This is a genomic window from Cyanobium sp. ATX 6E8, assembly GCF_024346335.1.
In the GTDB taxonomy this organism is placed as follows: Bacteria; Cyanobacteriota; Cyanobacteriia; order PCC-6307; family Cyanobiaceae; genus Cyanobium_A.
Genome location: NZ_JAGQCT010000008.1, coordinates 96,599 through 112,351 on the forward strand (window position 1 = coordinate 96,599; position 15,753 = coordinate 112,351).

Annotated in this window: 18 protein-coding genes, 1 tRNA gene and 1 pseudogene; 10 read left to right on the top strand and 10 right to left on the bottom strand. The window is 68.9% G+C overall.

Annotation, left to right across the window (positions count from 1 at the left end; all coding sequences use genetic code 11):
* The first annotated feature begins 23 nt into the window (after nucleotides 1–23).
* The 3 genes from KBY70_RS08515 to KBY70_RS08525 are packed head-to-tail and all read left to right on the top strand — an operon-like array spanning nucleotide 24 to nucleotide 1,529.
* A complete protein-coding gene (locus tag KBY70_RS08515; protein ID WP_254988167.1) occupies nucleotides 24–275 on the top strand; it encodes a Ycf34 family protein in 252 nt (83 codons plus the stop codon).
* Nucleotides 226–897 (top strand): tRNA (adenosine(37)-N6)-threonylcarbamoyltransferase complex dimerization subunit type 1 TsaB, encoded by a 672-nt coding sequence (gene tsaB, locus KBY70_RS08520; RefSeq protein WP_315859712.1) that lies wholly within the window; start codon nucleotides 226–228, stop codon nucleotides 895–897. The genes KBY70_RS08515 and tsaB overlap by 50 nt, the downstream gene beginning before the upstream one ends.
* Nucleotides 897–1,529: a YdcF family protein gene (locus tag KBY70_RS08525; protein ID WP_254988137.1), complete on the top strand. Its 633-nt coding sequence runs from the start codon at nucleotides 897–899 to the stop codon at nucleotides 1,527–1,529. Before tsaB ends, KBY70_RS08525 begins: the two co-directional genes overlap by 1 nt.
* Here KBY70_RS08525 and KBY70_RS08530 read toward each other — a convergent pair.
* From KBY70_RS08530 to rpaB, 5 genes are all read right to left on the bottom strand, one after another.
* A complete protein-coding gene (locus tag KBY70_RS08530; RefSeq protein ID WP_254988138.1) occupies nucleotides 1,471–2,223 on the bottom strand; it encodes a lysophospholipid acyltransferase family protein in 753 nt (250 codons plus the stop codon). The two genes, KBY70_RS08525 and KBY70_RS08530, sit on opposite strands and share 59 nt — an antisense overlap.
* Nucleotides 2,220–3,134: an ACP S-malonyltransferase gene (fabD, locus tag KBY70_RS08535; protein WP_254988140.1), complete on the bottom strand. Its 915-nt coding sequence runs from the start codon at nucleotides 3,132–3,134 to the stop codon at nucleotides 2,220–2,222. Before fabD ends, KBY70_RS08530 begins: the two co-directional genes overlap by 4 nt.
* Before the next feature lie 59 nt (nucleotides 3,135–3,193).
* Entirely contained in the window at nucleotides 3,194–4,186 is a 993-nt protein-coding gene (locus KBY70_RS08540) for a beta-ketoacyl-ACP synthase III (protein WP_094560714.1), read from the bottom strand.
* A 63-nt stretch (nucleotides 4,187–4,249) separates the two neighbouring features.
* The gene (gene plsX, locus KBY70_RS08545; RefSeq protein WP_254988172.1) at nucleotides 4,250–5,593 is read right to left on the bottom strand and encodes a phosphate acyltransferase PlsX; all 1,344 of its coding nucleotides are present in this window, start codon (nucleotides 5,591–5,593) and stop codon (nucleotides 4,250–4,252) included.
* Nucleotides 5,574–6,344, bottom strand: coding sequence for a response regulator transcription factor RpaB (rpaB, locus tag KBY70_RS08550; RefSeq protein ID WP_094560710.1), 771 nt, complete (start codon nucleotides 6,342–6,344; stop codon nucleotides 5,574–5,576). The genes plsX and rpaB overlap by 20 nt, the downstream gene beginning before the upstream one ends.
* A gap of 123 nt (nucleotides 6,345–6,467) precedes the next feature.
* Here rpaB and radA point away from each other — a divergent pair, with 123 nt between their 5' ends.
* Genes radA through KBY70_RS08565 form a run of 3 tightly spaced genes read left to right on the top strand, consistent with a single transcriptional unit; the run spans nucleotide 6,468 to nucleotide 8,679 of the window.
* Nucleotides 6,468–7,925: a DNA repair protein RadA gene (radA, locus tag KBY70_RS08555; RefSeq protein ID WP_254988143.1), complete on the top strand. Its 1,458-nt coding sequence runs from the start codon at nucleotides 6,468–6,470 to the stop codon at nucleotides 7,923–7,925.
* Nucleotides 7,926–7,962: 37 nt separating this feature from the next.
* On the top strand, nucleotides 7,963–8,223 hold the full coding sequence (locus tag KBY70_RS08560) for a hypothetical protein (protein ID WP_094560706.1): 261 nt from the start codon (nucleotides 7,963–7,965) through the stop codon (nucleotides 8,221–8,223).
* 24 nt (nucleotides 8,224–8,247) lie between these two features.
* Complete coding sequence (locus KBY70_RS08565; RefSeq protein ID WP_094560704.1) at nucleotides 8,248–8,679, top strand: TA system VapC family ribonuclease toxin; 432 nt, start codon at nucleotides 8,248–8,250, stop codon at nucleotides 8,677–8,679.
* A 6-nt stretch (nucleotides 8,680–8,685) separates the two neighbouring features.
* On the opposite strand, the gene KBY70_RS08570 is transcribed toward KBY70_RS08565, so the two are convergent.
* Nucleotides 8,686–9,207, bottom strand: a complete 522-nt coding sequence (locus KBY70_RS08570; protein WP_094560902.1) for a photosystem I assembly protein Ycf3 — start codon at nucleotides 9,205–9,207, stop codon at nucleotides 8,686–8,688.
* A 77-nt stretch (nucleotides 9,208–9,284) separates the two neighbouring features.
* Between KBY70_RS08570 and KBY70_RS08575 the strand changes: the two genes are divergently transcribed.
* From KBY70_RS08575 to KBY70_RS08585, 3 genes are read left to right on the top strand one after another with little or no spacing between them, the layout of a single operon-like run.
* Nucleotides 9,285–11,615 (top strand): heavy metal translocating P-type ATPase, encoded by a 2,331-nt coding sequence (locus KBY70_RS08575; protein ID WP_409996037.1) that lies wholly within the window; start codon nucleotides 9,285–9,287, stop codon nucleotides 11,613–11,615.
* Nucleotides 11,593–12,285 carry a dTMP kinase gene (gene tmk / locus KBY70_RS08580; RefSeq protein WP_254988147.1) on the top strand — a complete coding sequence of 231 codons (693 nt, stop codon included), beginning with the start codon at nucleotides 11,593–11,595 and terminating at the stop codon, nucleotides 12,283–12,285. The genes KBY70_RS08575 and tmk overlap by 23 nt, the downstream gene beginning before the upstream one ends.
* Nucleotides 12,282–13,232: a DNA polymerase III subunit delta' gene (locus KBY70_RS08585; RefSeq protein ID WP_254988149.1), complete on the top strand. Its 951-nt coding sequence runs from the start codon at nucleotides 12,282–12,284 to the stop codon at nucleotides 13,230–13,232. The genes tmk and KBY70_RS08585 overlap by 4 nt, the downstream gene beginning before the upstream one ends.
* Nucleotides 13,233–13,250: 18 nt before the next feature.
* On the opposite strand, the gene KBY70_RS08590 is transcribed toward KBY70_RS08585, so the two are convergent.
* The 4 genes from KBY70_RS08590 to KBY70_RS08605 form a co-directional block, all read right to left on the bottom strand.
* Entirely contained in the window at nucleotides 13,251–14,015 is a 765-nt protein-coding gene (locus KBY70_RS08590; RefSeq protein WP_094560696.1) for a response regulator transcription factor, read from the bottom strand.
* Between the two features lie 338 nt (nucleotides 14,016–14,353).
* Nucleotides 14,354–14,425: transfer RNA gene (locus tag KBY70_RS08595), tRNA-Asn, on the bottom strand.
* Nucleotides 14,426–14,454: 29 nt separating this feature from the next.
* Nucleotides 14,455–15,138, bottom strand: a complete 684-nt coding sequence (locus KBY70_RS08600) for an ABC transporter ATP-binding protein (RefSeq protein WP_254988151.1) — start codon at nucleotides 15,136–15,138, stop codon at nucleotides 14,455–14,457.
* 33 nt (nucleotides 15,139–15,171) lie between these two features.
* Nucleotides 15,172–15,435 carry a hypothetical protein gene (locus KBY70_RS08605; RefSeq protein WP_254988152.1) on the bottom strand — a complete coding sequence of 88 codons (264 nt, stop codon included), beginning with the start codon at nucleotides 15,433–15,435 and terminating at the stop codon, nucleotides 15,172–15,174.
* 168 nt (nucleotides 15,436–15,603) lie between these two features.
* On the opposite strand from KBY70_RS08605, the pseudogene KBY70_RS08610 reads away from it, so the two are divergent.
* Nucleotides 15,604–15,753: pseudogene (locus tag KBY70_RS08610) on the top strand (photosystem II D2 protein (photosystem q(a) protein)); the annotation flags it as partial.

The following is a 15,753-nucleotide window of genomic DNA, read 5'->3' on the forward strand; positions in this document are numbered from 1 at the left end:
GCGCCTGGCTCGGCCTGGGCAGCATGTGCATCTGCGTGGATTGCCACTGGGTCGACCGCTGTCAGGCCTACCACGCGGTGGAGCGGCAGCACGGTGTGCCCCACCTTGCCCTCCAGCCCGATTTCACGCCCGAGGAGCCGCGGATCCACGTCCAGGTGCAGGATTTGCCCCAGGGCGGCGTGGGCGTGGAATGGGATGTGCGGGCCTGCGCCAGCTTCCAGCGCGATGCCGGCCGCTGGCAGCGGTTATGCCCGGGCGCTGCCCTGCCCCGATGAGGTGCTGCTGATGGGTGCTGTCTTGGCTTTGCACAGTTCCAGCGACGTGCTCGGCGTGGGGGTGCGCTGGCTTGATGCTGGCTCGGGCGGCGGCGAGGTGCGTGCCTTCCCGCTCGGTCGCGGCCTCTCCAACCAGCTGCTCAGCTGCGTCGAGCAGGTGTTGCCGGCCCACCAGTGGCCCCAGCTCACCCGCCTGGCAGTGGCCACGGGGCCCGGGGGCTTCACCGGCACCCGGCTCACCGTGGTGCTGGCCCGCACCCTGGCCCAGCAGCTGCAGCTTCCCCTCGATGGGGTGGGCAGTTTTCTGCTGGTGGCCCAGCGCCTGGGGATCAGGGAGCCCACCTGGCTGGTGCAGGAGCTGCCCCGTCGCGGTGTGGTGGCGGGCCTCTATGCCCCAGCGCCCGGCGGTGCCGGGGCGGGCTGCCTCGAGTTGGAGGCGCCGCGGTTGTTCGCCCCGGGCACGCCCGTGCCGCCGGGCCCGCAGCTGCCATCCGCCGCCCAGCTGCCCGACGATGTGGCGCAGTTGCTGGAGCTCAGCGTGCGGGCCCACGTCCAGGGTCTGGAGGCCCCCTGGCAGCCCGTGTTGCCGCTCTATCCCACCTCGCCGGTGGCCGGGCTCTGATGGGGCGAGAACCCCAACGGCCTCGGCGCCACCGCCGTTCCAGTCGGCCGCTCCTCCGGCCCCGGGTGGGGGTGGTGCTGCTGCTGGCGGGAGGCCTGATCTGGCTATCCCGCGGATGGTGGAGGCCGGCCCCGCCGCCACCCCAGATGATCCTGGTGCTCGGCGGCGATGTGGCGCGGGAGCAGCGGGCTGCGGCCCTGGCAGCCCGTCAGGGCCTGCCGGTGGTGGTGAGTGGCGGCAGCAATCCTGAGTACGCCCGCTGGTTGTTTGAGCAACGCCAGGGGCTGCCGCCCAGCCAGGTGCAACTCGACTACCGCGCCCGCGACACCCTCTCCAACTTCACCTCTCTGGTGGACGATCTTCGCCGCGCCCGCATCCGTCATGCCCTGCTGGTGACCAGCAGCGACCACATGGATCGGGCCCTGCTGGTGGGCCGGATTGTGGCGGGCAGCCGCGGCATTCACCTCACGCCCGAGTCCGTCGACTGCGCCGATCGCTGTCAGCCTGAGGGGCGCCGCAAGATCTGGGGCGATGGGCTTCGGGCGGCCCTGTGGGTGCTGAGTGGCCGCGACCTCAAGAGCTGGGCGGCAACGCAGCGCGTTCCAGGCCTGGGGCCAGCTGCCGCCCGCTGATCAGGCCCTGATCCAGGAGGGCATTGATCTGGGCCTGGCAGGCGGCGGTGGCGGCGTCGAGGTCGGGGCGGCGACGCGAGGCGGGTGGTGGGATCGGCGTGCCGATGCGGATGTGGATCGGCACCAGGCGGGCGCCCTTCTGGCCTGGGCCGAGAGCCCGGTGGCTGTTGATGATCGCCACCGGCAGCAGGGGCACACCGGCCCGGGCTGCCAGCAGGGCTGCACCGGCCTGGGGATCGTTGACCCGGCCGTTGCTCTGGCGGCTGCCGTCGATGAACACGCCGGTGGCCCAACCCTCCAGCAGTCGGTCGGTGGCGGTGCGGATCGCCTCGCGGTCGCTGGCGCCGCGGGACACCGGATAGGCCCCGCAGGCGCGGATGATCGGCCCCAGGATCGGCACCCGAAACAGCTCAGCCTTGGCCATGAAAGCCACGGGACGGCCGAGGGCATGGCCCAGCAGCGGTGGATCGAGGTGAGAACCGTGGTTGGCCACCACCACCAAGGCGCCTTCCATCGGCACGTTGGCGTTGCCAGCGGTGCGGCCCCGGAACAGCAACCGGTACACCGGAAACACCAGCAGGTAGCTGATCAGCCGGTAGGTGAGGCTGGGCCGGGGTGTGCGGATCAGGGCCGGCGGCTCTGCCGGTTTGCGGCGGCGCAGGGCCCGCCTAACGGCAGCGACAGGGCGATTCACAGGCCGATTCCCAGCCCCAGGTCAGCGCCGCCGCCGATCTGGGCGGTGGTGATGCCGTCGCAGCTGCGCTTGATCAGCCCGCTGAGCACGGCGCCGGGGCCGATCTCCACAGCGGTGCTGATGCCCAGGGCGCTGAACTGCTCCATGGTTTCGCGCCAGCGCACGCCGGTGGTCATCTGGTGAATCAGGCGGGCCTTGAGGGCTGGGCCGCTGGTTTCCGGGGTGGGATCGGTGTTGCTGAGCACCGGGATCGCCGCATCGGCGAAGGGCACCGCCTCCAGCTCGGCGGCAAAGGCGGCGGCTGCATCAGCCATGAAGGGGGAATGGAAGGCGCCGCTCACCGCCAAGGGAATGGCCCGCTTGCACTGGAGCTGGCCACTCACGGCCGCCACCGCTTCCGGGCTGCCGGAGAGCACCACCTGGGCGCTGCTGTTGTCGTTGGCGATCACCACGCCATCGTTAGCGGCCACCAGGGCCTCCAGCTCGCCGCGATCGAAGCCCATCACGGCCGTCATGGCGCCGCCGCCCGCGGCGGCCATCAAGGTGCTGCGGGTTTTCATCAGCGCCAGGCCGGTGGCGAAGTCAAACACCCCGGCCACGTGCAAAGCCACCAGCTCGCCGAGGCTGTGGCCTGCCACCACCTGGGCCGTGCGCCCCTGGGCCTTGAGCCCATCAGCCAGCAGGCTTTCGATTACGCACAGGGCCGGCTGGGTGTTGCGGGTGTCGTTGAGGTCGGATGGCTCGCCCTCGGATGACCCGTCTGCCGTGCCCGCGCAGATGGCCAGCAGGTCGCGGCCCAGCAGGGCTGACGCCTGCTCGAAGCGCTGCTGGGCTCCAGGAAGCTCCAGCACGGCCTCAGCCATGCCGATTTTTTGTGAGCCCTGGCCAGGAAACACCCAGGCAATGCCCATGCTGCCGCTCTCCGAGGAAGACGGCTGGAGATTAGGTCTCGGCCACCCGTCGCTCCTTGTCAGGGTTGTGGCCCACCCCAGCGCAGCAGGGCCGCGCCCCAGCTGAGGCCGGCGCCAAAGCCGCTGCTGGCCAGCAGATGGCCCGGCTGCACCCGGCCGTCTTTGACCGCCTCATCCAGCATCAGCGGGATGGTGGCGGCTGAGGTGTTGCCGTAGTGGGCCAGGTTGCTGAGCACCTGGGCATGGGGCATGGCGAAGCGGTCGGCCACCGCATCAAGGATGCGCTGGTTGGCCTGGTGCAACAGCAGCCAGTTGAGCTGCTCTGGGGCGGTGCCGGTGGCCTCCAGCAGCTCGCTGAGGATCGCCGGCACTTCGCGCACCGCGAATTTGTAGACCTCCTGCCCGTTCATCTGGATCGGGGCGAAGCCGCCCTGTTGGGCCGTGAGACCGCCGAGCAGGGGGGCATGCCGATCCACCTGGGCCAGGGTGAGGCAGGCATTGCGGCTGCCGTCTGAGCGCATGCGGAAGCCCAGCAGGCCCGTGTCGCTCGCCGCGCAGGCCTCCACGGCCACCGCTGCGGCTCCATCACCGAAGAGCACGCAGGTGGTGCGGTCGTCCCAGTCGACCCAGCGGCTCAATTGGTCGGCGCCAATCACCAGGGCCCGTCGCATCGCGCCGCTGCCCAGGTATTGGCCAGCGGTGATCAGCGCAAACAGAAAGCCGCTGCAGGCAGCGGTGAGATCAAAGGCCACGGCGTTGGTGGCCCCCAGGGCCCCCTGCACCCGCGGCGCCGTGCCGAATAGATCGTCGGGGCTGGAGGTGGCCAGCAGGATCAGGTCGAGATCCTCCGGTGCCCAGCCGGCGTGGTCGAGGGCGGCCTGGGCGGCACGGGTGGCTAGGCAGGTGAGGGATTCGCCAGGGCCGGCGACCCGACGGGCGCCGATGCCGGTGCGGGTGCGGATCCAGTCGTCGTTGGTGTCAACCCGCTCGCTGAGTTGCTGATTGCTGATGCTGGCTGCCGGCACGGCGCTGCCGGAGCCCACCAGGGCCATGCCGCCCAGCCCCGCTGATGTGTTGACTCCGCCGAGCGACACCGGGATCAGCCCACAGTGGGGTCAGTCAACCACAGCTGTACAGAGGGCATGCAGGTTGGCCATCACGCCATGGCTGGCGGCGGAGTGGGCCAGGCGCAGGGCGCTCAGCACCGAGAGGGCCTTGCTGCTGCCGTGGCCGATCACGCACACTCCGTCAACGCCCAGGAGCAGAGCGCCGCCGTGCTCGGCGTGGTCGAGGCGCTTTTTGATGCGGCGCAGGTTGTTGATCAGAAAGGCTGAGCCCACCTTGCCGCGGCGGCCCCGGGGCAGCTCCTCCTTGATCACATCCAGCAGCACACTCCCGACGCTCTCGAGGAATTTCAGCAGCACGTTGCCGGTGAAGCCATCGCACACCACCACATCGAAGTTGCCTGAAAGGATGTCGCGGCCTTCGCAGTTGCCGGCGAAGTCAAAACGCTGCTCCTCCGCCAGCAGCGGGTAGGTGCGCAGGCAGAGCTCGTTGCCCTTGCACTCCTCTTCGCCGATGTTCACCAGGCCGATGCGGGGGCGGGCCACCTGCAGCACATCGCGGCTGTAGATGTGACCCAGCAGGGCCCACTGGTGCAGGTAACTGGGCTTGCAATCCATGTTGGCGCCCACATCCAGCACCAGCACCTGTTGTTCGGTGTCCTTGGTGGGGAACAGGGCGCCGATGGCCGGGCGATCGATGCTTTTGAGCCGGCCGAGCCGGAAGATTGCCGACGCCATCACGGCGCCGGAGTTGCCGGCGGAGTAGACCGCGGTGGCCTGGCCCTGTTTGACCAGGTCCATGGCCATGTTGATGCTGGCGTCGCGCTTTTTGCGCACCACCGTGGCCTCCTCGTCCATGCCCACCGAGGGGCCGCTCGGCACTAGCTGGATCAGGCCTCTCGCCACGGCCGCATCGAGCTGCTCCTGGAGGCCCATTTCGGCCATGGCGGCGTCCAGCCGGTCTGTTTCGGCCACGAACCGCACCCGCAGGGGCAGCAGCTCCACCGCCCTCAGGCAGCCTTCCAGGATCGGTCCGGGGGCGTCGTCGCCTCCCATGCCGTCGACGGCCACCCAGAGGCGGTCGGCGTCGTTGATCGGTTTGTCCTCATCGGGTCCGCCCAGCCCCCGCTGCAGGCGCCGCAGCGGATCAAACACCAACGGCTGCAGCACCGTGTTGGCTATGCTAGCTGCCGCGCTGGTGGCGGCCCCGGCTGCTCCGGCCATGCTGCCGGCCATCGTCCCCGCCATGCTCCCGGCGGTGCTGGCGGCAGAGGTGGCGGCGGTGGCGGCGGTGTCCACCAGGCTGGTGACCGCCGCGTTGCGGCGATACCAGATCACCAGCCGGCGGATGGCCCGGCTGGGCTTGGCGCGCTTGTCAGGTTCCTTCGGAGGCAACGGCGTCAACGATGCGTTGGAACAGATAGCCGGTGCCGCGAGCCGTGAGGATCAGCTCGGGGTTGGCCGGATCGTCTTCCAGTTTGGAGCGCAGCCGGGAGATATGGACATCCACGACCCTGGTGTCCACATGGCGCTCAGGGGTGTAGCCCCAGACGTCCTTGAGGATTTCGCCGCGGCTGAAGGGTTCGCCACTGCGGCTCACCAGCAGCTCCAGCAGGCTGAACTCCATGCCGGTGAGCCGAATGCGCTCGTCGCCTCGGTACACCTGGCGTTTGTTGGTGTCGATCCGCAGGTCGCCTACGGCAATCACGCCGGAATTGGGGATGCCGGCCACGGCTTCCTTCTCCACGCGGCGCAGCACGCAGCGGATGCGGGCTTCCAGCTCCTTGGGGCTGAAGGGCTTCACCACATAGTCGTCGGCCCCGAGTTCCAGGCCGGTGATGCGGTCGGCCACATCGCCTAGGGCCGTGAGCATCACGATCGGCACATCCGATTCCTTGCGCAGCTCCTGGCAGACGCCGTAGCCATCGAGCTTGGGCATCATCACGTCGAGCACCACCAGGTCGGGCTGGGTGGTCTTGAACAGCTCCAGGGCTTCGACGCCATCGCTGGCGGTGACCACCTGGTAGCCGATCATCGAAAGCCGGGTTTCCAGAATCCGCCGGATGCTGGCTTCGTCATCGACGACCAGGATGGTCTCTTTGCCGTGGTGGGTTCCGGAGATGGTGGAGGGGGCGGAAGCCGTCATCACTGCAGCCGGGCTGCTACATCAGATAGCCCCTACTGAAAAGGCCAGAGGGGCAAACTTTTCAATCAACGCCACCTTTCTTCATACAGCCCCTCTTCCCAGCCCTTCCTCGCAGCCCTGCCCGTGGCCAAGCCCAGCTCCGTTTTTGTGTGCACCAGCTGTGGGGCCCAGGCGCGCCAGTTTTTTGGCAAGTGCGCCAGCTGTGGCAGCTGGAACACCCTGGTGGAGCAGAAGGCGGCGCCGGCTGCCGATAGCCGGCGCCGCCGGCCGTTGGCGGAGTCGTCCGCGGGGCTGGCGGCCGCCGCCGGCCAGCCGCGGCGCTCCGAGCCGATCCAGGCGGTGGGGGAGCGGCCTTTGCAGCGGCTCAGCAGCGGCTACGGCGAGCTGGATCGGGTGCTGGGCGGCGGGCTGGTGCCGGGGTCGCTGGTGCTGGTGGGCGGTGATCCGGGCATCGGCAAGAGCACCTTGCTGCTGCAGAGCGCCCGCGCCATGGCCAGCCGGGCTTCCGTGCTCTATGTGAGCGCGGAGGAATCGGCCCAGCAGGTGAAGCTGCGCTGGCGCCGGCTGGCCCAGGTTGCCTCAAACGAGTCTGATGCAGGCGGCGAGCCCGAAGCAGGGGCCGATTTTCAGCTGCTCTCGGAAACCGACCTGGAGCTGGTGCTGCAGGAGCTGGAGGCCCTGCGGCCCGCGGTGGCGATCATTGACAGCATCCAGGCCCTGCACGATGCCGAACTGGGTAGCGCCCCCGGTTCGGTGTCCCAGGTGCGGGAATGTGCCGCCGCCCTGGCCCGCATCGCCAAGCGCCAGGACACGGCCCTACTGCTGGTGGGCCACGTGACCAAAGAGGGTGCCCTGGCGGGCCCCAAGGTGCTCGAACACCTGGTGGATGCGGTGCTCACCTTTGAGGGGGACCGCTTCGCCAGCCACCGGCTGCTGCGGGCCGTCAAAAACCGCTTCGGCGCCACCCACGAGCTGGGGGTGTTTGAGATGCGCGATCGGGGTCTGGCCGAGGTGACCAATCCCAGCGAGCTGTTTCTCGGCAGCGACGAGCCCAGTGCCGGCACCGCCACGATCGTGGCCTGCGAGGGCACCCGCCCCCTGGTGGTGGAGCTCCAGGCCCTGGTGAGCACCACCAGCTACGCCAGCCCGCGCCGCAGTGCCACCGGCATCGCCGCCAATCGCCTGCACCAGATCCTGGCGGTGCTGGAGAAGCATCTGGGCCTGCCCTTGTCGCGCTTCGACTGCTACCTGGCGGTGGCCGGGGGACTGGAGGTGGAGGAGCCGGCGGCGGATCTGGGCGTGGCCGCGGCGGTGGTGGCCAGCTACCGCGATCTCACCCTGCCGCCCGGCACGGTGCTGGTGGGGGAGCTGGGCCTGGGCGGCCAGTTGCGGCCCGTGGGGCAGCTGGAGCTGCGGCTGCAGGAGGCGGCCCGGCTGGGCTTCACCCGGGCGGTGGTGCCCAAGGGCTCCGGCCTGGCCAAGGCGGCTGCTGGGCTGGGCCTGCAGCTGCTGGAGGCCGGTGCCGTGGCCGAAGCGCTGGTGGCGGCGCTGGGGGTGAACCCGGCGGATGATCGGGTTTGATCATCAAGATGCATGGCTTGCGCACTAAGATGGACTAATGCGAACGACGCTCACCATCAATGACGCCCTCTACGAGCAGGCAAAGGTCCAGGCCGCTCGTGAAGGCAGCACGGTGGGCTCGGTGTTTGAGGCAGCGCTGCAGGCCTATCTGAATCGTGCCCACCTGCTGAAACAGGCCGCGCTGCCCCCGTTGCCTGTTCATGCCGGTGGCATGCTGCGCCCAGGTGTCGACCTTGACGACCTCTCCACCGTGCGGGCGTTGCTCGACGAAGGGCTGCCCCTGGATCAGTTGCATTGACCTGGATCATCTGGACTGACGAAGATGCATTGCGTTGACGTCAATGTCCTGGTGCAGGCCTGTGTGGCCGCTTCTCCGCGCCACGCAGTAGCCCACTCCTGGTTGCTGGCCCATCGCGCTGACCCGGAAGGCCTGGGTCTCTTCTCCGTTGTGGTCAGCGGCTTTCTGCGGGTGGCCACCGATCGCCGTGTCTTCAGCGAGCCCCTCGATCCAGCGGCGGCCTTGGCCTTCATCGACAGTCTCTTGGCGTCGCCAGCGGTATCCATCCTTGATCCCGGGCCCAGGCACTGGGGCCTGTTCCGCCAGCTGGTTCTGGAGTATCGGCCCAGCTCTGTCGACATGACCGACGTGTACCTGGCGGCAGCGGCCCTGGAGGTGAATGCCACCTGGGTTTCCTTTGACCGCGGTTTTGCCCGCTTCAAAGCGCTGCGCTGGCTCAACCCTGCCGATCTGTGAACCGGATCAGAAATACACGTCGACGCTGCCGCGGCCGCTGGTCTTGAGCCAGTTCTGGGCTTCGATGTAGTTGTTGGGGGCCAGGCGAATTGCCTTGCCCCAGAAGTCGGCGGCCTGGTCGAAGCAGCGGTCGGCCTCATCGGCGTCGCCGCGCTCCTCGGCGATCGAGCCCAGGTGGTGGTGGATCACCGCCATGTTGTTGAGGGCCTGGGGCATCTTGCTGTTGAGATCCAGGGCCTGGCTGTAGAAGTCGAGGGCCTTGGCGTGCTCGCCGTTGCTGGCGAATACCAGGGCCATGTTGTAGAGGATGAAGGCTTTGTCGTTGGGGTCGTCCTCGAGTTTGAGGGCTTCCTCGTAGTTCTCCAGCGCCTCGGCGTATTCGCCGTCAGCCTGGGCGCTCATGCCATCGCGGTAGTAGGCGAAGGCCTCCTTGGCGCGCCGGTTGGTGGGCAGCACCTTGAGGATCAGGTCAGCCATCACCGTGAAGCTCTTGTCGATGAAGTTGTCGTTGCGTTGGCTGCGGGGCACGGTGACGTCGGTGAGCGGCGTGGATCCCATCCTGGCGGATCTCCCTAATGTGAGTCCATCGTTGCCCCCTTCAGGCCTTGTCCCCGCTCCAGGAGCCTCTCCCGCTGGAACCTCTCCCGCTGGAGCCCCTCCTGCTGGAAATAGAGGGCATGAAGTGCGGTGGCTGCGTGCGGGCCGTCGAACAACGGCTGCTCGATCAGCCCGGCGTGCGCCAGGCCAGCGTCAACCTGCTCACCCGTACGGCCTGGGTTGACCTCGCCTCCGCCGAGGCCGACCAGGCCGCTTTGCTAGCGGCCCTGGCGGGTCTGGGGTTTGAGGCCCGGCTGCGCCCCAGCGATGGCGCGTTGTCGTCGCGGCGGGAGCGGCTGCAGACCCAAACCTGGTGGCAGCACTGGCGCCAGCTGGTGGTAGCCCTGGTGCTGCTGCTGGTTTCGGGGTTGGGCCATCTGCCCGGCACCGGGTTGGATGCCCTGTGGATTCATGCCCTGGTGGCCACGTTGGCCTTGGCCGGGCCGGGGCGCTCGATCCTGGTGCGGGGCGTCCAGGCGGCCTTGGCGGGGCTGCCCAGCATGGACACCCTGGTGGGGCTGGGGGTGCTGAGCGCCTATCTGGCCAGCCTGGTGGCTTTTCTCTGGCCCCAAGGAGGTTGGCCCTGCTTCTTCAACGAGCCCGTGATGCTGCTGGGCTTCGTGCTGCTGGGTCGCTTCCTGGAGGAACGGGCCCGCTTCCGCACGGGCCGCGCCCTCGAAGAGCTGGCCGAGCTGCAACCCGACACCGCCTTGCTGCTGTTGGGCGAGGGGCCGCCCCGGCCGGTGCGGGTGGGCGGCCTGCGTCCCGGTGATCGCGTTCAGCTGCTGCCCGGCGATCGCGTGCCGGTGGACGGTGTGGTGCTGGAGGGAGCCTCGGCGGTGGATGTGTCGGGCCTCACCGGCGAACCGCTGCCGCTGCAGGCTGTAGCGGGCAGCGAGCTGGCCGCGGGCAGCCTCAATCTGGAGGCCCCGCTGGTGCTGGAGGTGCGCCGCCGCGGCGCCGACAGCGCCATCGCCCGGATCATCCACCTGGTGGAGCGGGCCCAGGCCCGCAAGGCGCCGATCCAGGGGTTGGCCGATCGGGTGGCGGGCCGCTTCACCCTGGTGGTGCTGGCCCTGGCCGTCGCCACCTTGCTGTTCTGGTGGCTGCTGGGCACCCAGCTGTGGCCCCAGGTGCTCAGCCCAGCTCACGCGTCTGGCGTGATGGGTGGGCACCATGGCAGCCATGGGGTGCTGGGGGCTGGTGCCAACACCCCGTTTGCCCTGGCCCTGCAGCTGGCGATTGCCGTGCTGGTGGTGGCCTGCCCCTGTGCCCTCGGGCTGGCCACTCCCGTGGCGATCACGGTGGCCACCGGTCGCGCCGCCCGCGCCGGCCTTCTGTTCCGAGGCGGCGATGCGATTGAAACCGCGGCCGGAATCGAAGCCCTGCTGTTTGACAAAACCGGCACCCTCACCCTGGGGCGGCCCTTGGTGGCGGCGGTGGAACCCCTGGGGGATCTGCCTCCCGATCGCTTGGTGCAGCTGGCCGCCAGCCTGGAGGCGGGCAGCCGCCATCCCTTTGGTTTTGCCTTGCTGCAGGAGGCCCAGCGGCGCGGTCTGGAGCTGCTGGAGGTGGTGGAGGGCCACAGCGTGGCTGGCCAGGGCGTCAGCGGCTGCATCGCCGACCACAGCTTGCGGGTGGGCCGGTTGGCCTGGGTGGATCCCTGCCCCACGCCGGAGTTGCTGGCCAGGCAGGCGCTGCTGGAGTGCCACGGCGCCAGCGTGCTGGCGGTGGCCGATCAGCAGGGCCTGCTGGGGTTGGTGGCGGTGGACGACCAGCCCCGCCCCGATGCCGCTTCGGTGCTGGAGGCCTTGCGGGGCCTTGGGCTGCAGCTGGGTCTGTTGAGTGGCGACCGGCGGGAGCCGGTGCAGCAGCTCGGAGCCCGGCTGGGGTTGGCGCCGGCGGAGCTGGCCTGGGAGCTGCGGCCCGAGCAGAAGCTGGAGCGGATCCTGCAGCACCCGGCCCGCGGCGCCCTGGCGATGGTGGGCGATGGCATCAACGACGCCCCGGCCCTGGCGGCGGCGGATCTGGGCATCGCCGTGGGCACCGGCACTCAGATCGCCCAGGACACGGCGGATCTGGTGGTGATGGGCGATCGCCTGGAGGGCATTGTGCGGGCCTTGCTGTTGGCCCGGCGCGCCATGGCCAAAGTGCGTCAAAACCTCGCCTGGGCCTTCGGCTACAACCTGATCGTGTTGCCGCTGGCCGCCGGCGTGCTGCTGCCCGGATTCGGGGTGCTGCTCACCCCGCCCTTGGCGGCCCTGCTGATGGCCTTGAGCTCGATCACGGTGGTGGTCAACGCCCTGCTGCTGCAGGATGGGTTCTCTGATTCCCGTTGATCTCCAGGTGGCAGAACCGGCAGTGGCTCCCCGCGGTCGGTTCGTGGTGCTTGAGGGCATCGACGGCTGCGGCAAAACCACCCAGTTGGAAGCCCTGCGCACCTGGTTGCCCAGCAGTGGCCTGCTGGCGCCGGGTGCCCAGCTGATCGTCACCCGGGAGCCGGGGGGTACAGCCCTGGGCTCCGCCCTGCGGCAGCTGCTGTTGCATCCGCCCGGGGAGGCGGCGCCGGAGCCGATGGCGGAGCTGCTGCTCTATGCCGCCGACCGGGCCCAGCATCTGGAGCAGGTGATCCGCCCGGCCCTGGCGGCGGGTCACTGGGTGCTGAGCGATCGCTTCAGCGGCTCCACGGCCGCCTACCAGGGCTATGGCCGCGGCCTCGACCTGCCCACCATCGCCCAGTTGGAGCAGTTGGCCACCGGCGGTCTGGAGCCGGATCTCACCCTGTGGCTGGAGTTGCCCCTGGCCGAATCGCTGCGCCGCCGGGGCGCCCGCTCCGCCGACCGCATTGAGGCCAGTGGGGAGGCCTTTCTGCAGCGGGTGGCGGATGGCTTTGCGGCCCTGGCCCGCGAGCGTGGTTGGCGGCGCGTTGATGCCACCCAGTTGCCGGAGCAGGTGGCGGCGTCCTGCCGCAGCCAATTGGCCGGCCTGGCGGCTGGCTCGGTTTCGTGACGGCTCTGTTTGAGGATCTGCTGGGTCAGCCGCGCGCCGTGGCCCTGCTGGAGGCCTCCCTGGCCCAAGGGCGCCTGGCGCCGGCCTATCTGTTTGCCGGCCCGGATGGCGTGGGCCGCCGGCTGGCGGCGTTGCGCTTTCTCGAGGGAGTGTTGGCGGGGCCGATGGGCGATGCCGGCATCCGGCGGCGGCTGCAGGAGGGCAACCATCCCGACCTGCTCTGGGTCGAGCCCACCTATCAGGACAAGGGCCAGTTGGTGCCCGCCTCCAAGGCCGAGGAGCTGGGGCTGGCGCGGCGGGCGGCACCCCAGCTGCGGCTCGACCAGATCCGCGAGGTCTCGCGGTTTCTCTCCCGCCGGGCCGTGGAGGCCAAGGGGTGTCTGGTGGTGCTGGAGGGGGCTGAGGCGATGGCGGAAGGGGCGGCCAATGCCCTGCTCAAAACCCTCGAGGAGCCCGGCGATGGCTTGGTCCTGCTGATCGCGGCGGCTCCGGATCAGCTGCTCAGTACGATCCGCTCCCGCTGCCAGCAGATCCCCTTCACCCGGCTCAGCTCCGAGCAGCTGGAGGTGGTGCTGGAGCGGTGCGGTCAGCCCGCCCCCACCAACGACCCGCCGGAGCTGCTGGAGCTGGCGGCGGGCTCGCCGGGGGCGTTGCTGCGCTGCCGCCAGAGCTGGGCCGCCCTGCCGGAGGGTTTGGTTGAGCGGCTCCTGGATTTGGCCAAGGCCGCGGACCCTGTGCAGGCTCTGGCGCTGGCCCGGGATCTGGCCGAGGCCCTGGATGGGGAGCAGCAGCTGTGGTTGCTCAACTGGTGGCAGTTGGCCCTCTGGCGCCGCCAGGCCCCGGTGGCCCAGCTGCAGCGCCTCGAGCGCCTGCGTAGCCAGCTGCGGGCTTACGCGCAGCCCCGGCTTGCCTGGGAAGTGGCCCTGCTCGAGCTGGCCGGCCTTTGAGTGCTTGGCGGGCTCAGTTCAACTGGCCTGGGCCTGGCGGGCCTGGTGGATCAGGGGCACCAGGTCGGTCAGTTGATCGTCGCTGGGCAGTTCCAGGCAGTAGCCGGCGCCGTACACCGTCTTGATGAAGCGGGGCTTGCGCGGATCGGGTTCGAGCTTGGTGCGCAGGTGGCGCACATGCACCCGGATCGTCTCGATGTCGTCGTCGGGTTCGTAGCCCCACACCTCCTTGAGGATCAGCGAGGGTGCAACGGTTTGGCCGTGGCGCTGCAGCAGGCAGTGCAGCAGCTCGAATTCCAGGTGGGTGAGCCGCACCGCCACATCAAACCAGATGGCTTCAAACCGCTCCGGCACCAGGGTGAGACAGCCGTAGCTGAGGATTTCGTTGTGCTTGGCGGAGAGGGGGGCATGGTCGCTGCGGCGCAGCAGCGCCTTGACCCGCACCATCAGCTCTTCGAGGTCAAACGGTTTGGCGAGATAGTCGTCAGCACCGGAGTTGAAGCCGCTCACCTTGTCTTTGATGCTGCCCAGGGCGGTGAGCATCAGGATTGGAATCTTGGCGGTGCGCTCATCCCGCCGCAGCCGCTGGCAGAGGGTGAGCCCGTCCACCTTCGGCAGCATCAGATCCAGCAGGATCAGATCGGGGCTGTACTGCAGGGCCAGGGCCTGCCCCTTGATGCCGTCATCAGCCCGCTGCACGTCGAAGCCGCCATGCTCGAGGTGGCCTGCCACCAGCTCGCGCATATCGCTGTCGTCTTCGATCAGCAGGATGCAGGGCTTCATGGGATCAGGCGGGGAGCGGCGGGGAGTGAATCAATCGCTACCGCTGCAGCGAAGTTGCAGGCATTTTCAACGGTTTTGCTGCCTGGGCGAGGGCCCGTTGCGTGTGGAGCGCCGTGGATTGGACCCTGGCGTGGGCGAGGGCCCATGGCGAAGAGCCTTCAGGGCGCGACTGGCCAGGGTTTGCCGCGTCCCGGGGGACGAGTCAAGCCGGTGGATCTTAAGGATTTCTTCGTAGTTCTTTGTTGTAGCAGGTGGGCGCTGGGGTCAGTTGCCCAGCCCCTGGCGCTCTACCGGCCATAAAAAAACCGCAACCTGTGGGTTGCGGTTGATTAAAAAAGCTCCCCGGGCGGGATTCGAACCTGCGACCAATCGATTAACAGTCGATCGCTCTACCGCTGAGCTACCGAGGAATGCGCCGGTCGAAACCGGTTCGAAGAACTTACCCCTCAGGCCTGCCGGCCTGCAAGGGGTCCAGCTGCTGGTCCAGCACGGGGCCGTCCTGCCAGCGCCCGACGGCCCCGTGCTCCATCAGCGCGGCGCCGTCACAACGCTGCAGCTCCTCGAGCCGATGGGTGATCCAGAGGGCCGTGAGTGGGGCGTCGGCGCGGTGGGTGAGCTGCCAGAGCAGCTGCAACACCTCGTGCTGGCTGTCGGGATCGAGCAGGGCGGTGGGCTCATCAAGCAGCACCAGGTCGGCGGAGCTGGCCAGGGCGCCGGCGATGGCTAGGCGTTGTTTCTGGCCGCCGCTGAGGGTGTGGATCGGTCGCTCTGCAAACCCATGGAGGCTGACCTGGTCAAGGGCCTGTTCCACCCTTTGGTGCCGTTGCGCGTCGCTGAGGTCGGCCGGTAGACCCAATTGCAGATCGCTGGCGCAGCTCGGCAGCAGCAACTGGTGATCGGGGTTCTGGAACACCAGGGCGGCCTTGCCGGGGGCGTGGATGCGGCCGCTGCGGGGCTCCAGCAGCCCTGCGATCAGGCGCAGCAGGGTGCTTTTGCCGCTGCCGTTGCTGCCCACCAGCATCCACAGCCCCGGCCGCGGGATCTGCAACGTGCAATGGCGCAGCGCCGGGCGACCGTTGGGCCAGGCGAAGCTGAGCCGCTCCACCGTCAGGGGAGGAGTCATGGCGGGAGTGGCTCCAAATCGCTCGGCGGGGGTTCAGCCCTCGAAGCTGAAGCCGGGGCGCTTGCCGCCGCTGCCCATCGCCGACTTTTCATACAGCTGCACCGCCACCACTTCACTGGTCAGCAGGCTGATCCGCTTCTCCTCCTCCTTCTCGCAGGTCAACTCGAGTAGCCGCGGTCCAGTGCCATCCAGTGCCTGGCGCACTTGGCCATAGAGGGCCTGGGCGTCGGCCAGCTCTTTGCGCTGCACGGCAACGGGCATGGGGCTGAGCTTGAGGGAGAGCTCGACGACGTACATGAAACCGGAATGGACTCGCCCCACTGTGGCGAATTGGGACTCGCTTGGCGTTCGCGCGTCGCCGGGCGCTGGAGCGCTAAGTAGAAGTGCTCAGCTTCGGTCGGGCATGCGCGTTTCGAGGGCCGCGACCCGTAGAGTCCTGATGTAACGCTTCATGAAGCCGCTCTCATGACGATCGCTTTAGGTCGCGCGCCGCAGCGGGGATGGTTCGACATCCTCGATGACTGGCTCAAGCGCGACCGCTTCGTATTTGTGGGTTGGTCGGGTCTGCTCCTGTTCCCCACCGCCTATCTGGCACTGGGTGGCTGGCTGACCGGC